Origin of the sequence: Caballeronia sp. GACF4 (assembly GCF_023631025.1) — a bacterium.
Lineage (GTDB): Bacteria > Pseudomonadota > Gammaproteobacteria > Burkholderiales > Burkholderiaceae > Caballeronia.
In genome coordinates this window covers 1-4,806 of the sequence record NZ_JALQDW010000049.1, presented here as the reverse complement: position 1 = coordinate 4,806, position 4,806 = coordinate 1, and the positions used below count along the sequence as shown (strand labels likewise).

3 protein-coding genes and 1 pseudogene are annotated in these 4,806 nt (G+C 53.0%); 1 reads left to right on the top strand and 3 read right to left on the bottom strand.

What is annotated here, in order from left to right:
• Positions 1-431 (bottom strand): cache domain-containing protein (locus NCR40_RS31055; protein WP_250511803.1); only part of this gene is annotated, 431 nt, incomplete at its 3' end.
• Positions 432-1,098: 667 nt separating this feature from the next.
• Here NCR40_RS31055 and NCR40_RS31050 point away from each other — a divergent pair.
• Positions 1,099-2,297 (top strand): IS3 family transposase gene (locus NCR40_RS31050; RefSeq protein ID WP_250511804.1). Its coding sequence is split into 2 segments (ribosomal slippage): positions 1,099-1,414 and positions 1,414-2,297, totalling 1,200 coding nucleotides; the frame shifts between segments, so codons are not numbered across the junction.
• A 1,582-nt stretch (positions 2,298-3,879) separates the two neighbouring features.
• On the opposite strand, the pseudogene NCR40_RS31045 reads toward NCR40_RS31050, so the two are convergent.
• A pseudogene (locus tag NCR40_RS31045) lies at positions 3,880-4,038 on the bottom strand (IS3 family transposase); the annotation flags it as partial.
• Between the two features lie 432 nt (positions 4,039-4,470).
• On the bottom strand, positions 4,471-4,806 hold a 336-nt coding region (locus tag NCR40_RS31040), incomplete at its 5' end, for a hypothetical protein (RefSeq protein ID WP_250511802.1).

Here is a 4,806-nt window from a genome sequence, read left to right as displayed (position 1 = left end):
GACGGATGCGCTGTTGTCACCATTAGCACCGGGATGTGCTCTTTGGCAAGCATCTCACGGTAAAGATCAGTGTCTGGCCGGCCGTCAGGCGCTTTGCCTAATAAGACTTTGCCGATGTTTTCTTGCTTGCGATGCACCAGCGAGGTTCCGTCCGGAAGGCGAGCCCAGAAGTAGCTTTGGTCAGAGTAATTCATTCTGTTCAACGCGGTCTTGGTCGCCAATTGCGCTTGCTCTGTAGTCATTGCACCGGCAACTTCCTGCTCGTGATAGTACTCAGCCAGGTGCTCCGCCATATTTAACAGGTTAACGATCTGGGCCTCCTTGTCATCCAGCATCGCGCGTCGCACGCTATAGACGTTGTACCCACCGACTGCAAGCAAGGCAATAAGCGCTGTAACTGCCAGCAGCGTTAACCGAGTAGAGATTTTCATTAAAGATTCCGATGCAAAGTTATCCGCCCAATCGCGGCTTAGCTTCACTAACGGCATAGAACGCAACATCTTAAGTCAACGATTTTCGAGTCGGGATCAGAATGCCTTCCGGCGAAGTGCGACTATGCATTTATATGAAACCAGCCCCCGAAAGGCAACGCGGCAAGTGCTGATGGTTGAGCATCGACTTAATGTCGTCCGTCTGCGCGAGCTACATCGAGTCTGTACTTGCACGCTCTGTACACAGGGCATCAGCCGCATCAGTGCATGCCATGCAATGAAGTTGCCCGCGGCAAACGCATTCCGAGGCTTTCAAGACCACGCTTTCCCATCAATTCGATGGGCTGTCGATTCTTTGCCATCAGCGTTACGAGATCACGTAGATAGCAAAGTTAACGCTCCTCAACATCAGCGCGCCAACTTCTCCGCTGCATCAAGTAATACCTTCGCAACGATTGGGGATGACTGCGCTGCCATTTCAGCCCGCTTCCTGAGTTGCGCGGTCAACTTGCGTCTGTTGTGAGTTGTTGCCCCGTTATTCCAAGTATCCAAATGCTTTTTCGCATTCTCAATTGGAGTAGCCCCTTGATTCTCAGGACACGCGGCACCTCTTAAAATAAGAGGGAGTCTTGTGACTGGTTTTAAGCCTAGGCAAATTGTGGAAAGTATCGAAATTTTGAGCGAACCAGAGCGTCGTCGGCGGCGCTCGGTCCAGGAAAGGGTGTCCATCGTGCAGGAGACCATGGAGCCGGGCGCAACGGTCTCGGCAGTGGCCCGTCGGCACGGGGTCAACCCAAACCAGGTGTTTGCGTGGCGCAAGCAATACCAGGACGGCAGCCTGGCGGCGGTGAAAGCTGGGGAAGCAGTAGTACCGGCCTCGCAGTTGGCCGCAGCGATGAAGGAAATCAGGGAATTGCAGCGTCTGCTCGGCAAGAAAACGCAGGAGGCAGAAATCCTGAAGGAAGCAGTCGATTATGGCCGCTCAAAAAACTGGATTGCGCGCTCGCCCTTACTGCCCGGGGACGACCAATGAAAACGGTCTGTGATGTTCTCGGCGTGGCGCGCTCTGCTCTGGCAGTCAGAAAAGCCCGTTCGCCGGACTGGCAGGACGGCCGCCGCGCCCGACAGACCGACGACACGGAACTGGTCGCTGCAATCCACGAGCATGTTGCGTACTTGCCGACTTATGGGTACAGGCGAGTCTGGGCACTGCTGCGACGTAGTCACGAAGTGACGGGTGCGCCGTGCGTGAATGTCAAGCGGGTCTATCGCGTCATGCGCGACCATCAGTTGCTGCTTCAGCGTCCTGGACACCGTCGTGATACCCGCCGACATGATGGACGCATCGCCGTTGACAGGAGCAACGCCCGCTGGTGCTCGGACGGCTTTGAGTTCCGTTGTGACGACGGCGCGCCGTTGCGCGTGACGTTCGCGTTGGACTGCCATGACCGGGAAGCCATCAGTTGGGCAGCAACTACTGGCGGCCATAGCGGTGACGTTGTACGCGATGTGATGCTCGCAGCGGTCGAGCAACGCTTCGGCACGGCACAAGCCGGCTCAACCATTGAATGGCTGTCGGACAACGGCTCTGCATATATCGACCATCGCACGCGTAGCTTCGCTCGCGAGTTAGGTCTGGAGCCGTTGACTACACCCGTGCGCTCGCCGCAGAGCAACGGAATGGCCGAGCGGTTCGTTAAAACGATGAAGCACGATTACGTCGCGTTTATGGATAAGCCTGACGTAGCGACGGCGCTCACGCAGCTGGCTGCCGCCTTCGACCAATACAATGAGCGCCACCCGCACAAAGCGCTGAAATACCGCTCGCCCCGCGAGTTCAGGCGCGCTGCGGTCTCATCAACCTAGCGGTGTCCGAATGTCCTGAGTCGCAGGGGCAACTACATCAATCAAAATTCCAACTAGCTCAGTAACGTCTTCACCTGACTCGCTCCTCGTTGCAGCTTGTTGGAACTCCGTTATGTAATGGCTTACAACGCTCTCATTGCGATCGTCCATTATTCAAAGCTCCGAGTCCAGTTGGCGAAATGTCGTAGTGAGGGCAAAGCGTGTAAAGCGAATCTGCTCCCATCTGCCGTGCGGGTACGCCCCAAAAAAACGCCGACTTTTGAAGGTCGGCGAAAAAGTCCTGACCATCCGAGCACGTCAGGACCTGAGAGAAATACAACGACAAAAAAGTACGACCGTTTAAATAAACATTGACAAACATTATACATCAGGTGAACTTGTGACCGACCTCAGCACCCATCAAAACCACTACTGGCACGTGCTTTTTGAGTGCTAAGTCCACGTTTTAGCTTGAATCGCCTTTTTAAAAAATGATCGAAAGACACTTTTTTCTCGCGTCCACAAACGCTGACTAGAGGGACGACGAAATAAACTTGCCAAGCCAGAAATCCACACCTTTGAAGAGGCATCAAATGATGCTTACCAATACTTAGCGGAGACTTAGGGTAATTGAATTGCACTTGAAGACGCCCGTGTCAAGGAAAACAAGAAAACGTACCTTTGACACAGAAACTTCAAATGTTGAATGGCGCGAGCAAACGGACAGTCCTTATGGAAATCGATGGTCATGTTGCGGACGCAAGACAAGTCGAGCAGCCTTAGAACACGCGAAAGGTGAAGCTACGAGGTATGAACCCGGTCGCATACCCGACTTACCTCGCAACAGCACAGCCGTCGTACCGTCCAATCTTCCAGGGTCTAGTTCATCGAAAGGAATCTGACATCGCTAGCGGACTGCGACATCGATGTAGTCTGAAGGTTGGCTCGCCCCCTAACGAGGCAGGTAGACTGCTCCAAGCATATAAATCAAACTGAGTACAAAAAAAGACACCAACAAGAAAAGTGCAAGATTTCTCATAGTTGCCTTATACGGTAACGTCTATTGGAGACTCTTTTGATACTTTGGCGGCTTTGGCGGTGAACGACCTCATTAGCAAGTTACAACATTATACATAAGCGCAGTATTGAAAATTATCGAAGTCGTTTCAACCTGGAAGCGCTTGCGATATCGCCCGCTATGTGGACAGCATGTTTGCATTGATGCCGCTCTCTTCGGCCGGTTCTGCGACCGACACACCAGGCTCAAATGCCGCAGCCGCGAGGCGGCATCGAAATTTCAGATCAAGGTTTGGGCGTCCCTCGCGGCTATCCGGCTTGGCTTCCGACTGTCACAATGGTGTCCATCAAATCAAAAATGATGGCCACTACTTTGTTCTCGCGTTGCGCCGGCGTCTTAGCGGCCGCCGCGAGGTGCTTACGTCCTAAGCATATGTACCGGACTTCGTCTTAACAAATCAATGACGAAGGCCTTGAATCCTCCCGCCACGTATAAACTGCCCGGCTATCCCGCGTTGTCTTGTTTGAGGTCGGACACCACTTGGCTCACGATTGCACACTTCTTTGCGGAACTAGCGCCGCTGTTATAGCCGAGTGGTTCCATCAACCGATGACGATCAAATCCAAGCTACCCAGTCGAGCGTTGCCCATGCAACAGATTCGTGCGTTCTCCACATGCGGCGGCAAATCAGTTCAGCCTTCAAATTGCTGATGATTGAACCAAGGCGTTGTTAGAGCGATCACCTCGAATGGCGGCCAATGGCAATCTAATGTATAGGTGCTGATGCCGCCTGCAAATAACTGCCGATCTTGTATTGGGTTAGTTAAAACAATAGTCGGACAGCCCAGAGACTTCTTTGATGCCGAATCCGTAAAAAGCTCTCCTGAAGAGCATTTGATGGCAGCTTTTTTTTGGTCAGCATGCAAAAGTTTCCAGCCCCGCGTCCGTTATTGACTTAAGACTGAGCGCGACTGGTCGATTTCGGCGTACTCAAACTAGCTAGGTTGGCCCCGATACCAGGGGGAACAGTGCACGCACCGCCCCACACAGGGCCGGTACATATTGGGCCATAAGAACACTACGGGGCAGCATGGTAGAAACCGAAAAGCGTACTGGACACCATGCGGATGTACCAAGAAATGGAATCACGTAATGCCCGCTCTTACGTCGGCGACGTTATTCACGAGCTTCGCCGGCGATTGAGGACAACGCAACAAACGACTGTGCAGTACATGCACTGAGGTCGACCATCCGGGCGGTCGATGCACTCGATGAGTTCTTCGCTGTTGCTGCCTTGCGTCCACTATGAATGATAAGCCGCTGTTTGATGACGGTGAGCGCGCTGAAAGTTGAAATCATGAGAAACACGTTGATGCAGAGACTTGCAAGTTCAAGTCGGTACCGTTTCGTTTTCTTCGCAAGTACTACGACGGTGCTCTTTTTCTTAGCCTTCAGTGTGATGTGCCTCAATTTGATGCGCATTGCCCGCGATGCTGACCGCATCGACGACAC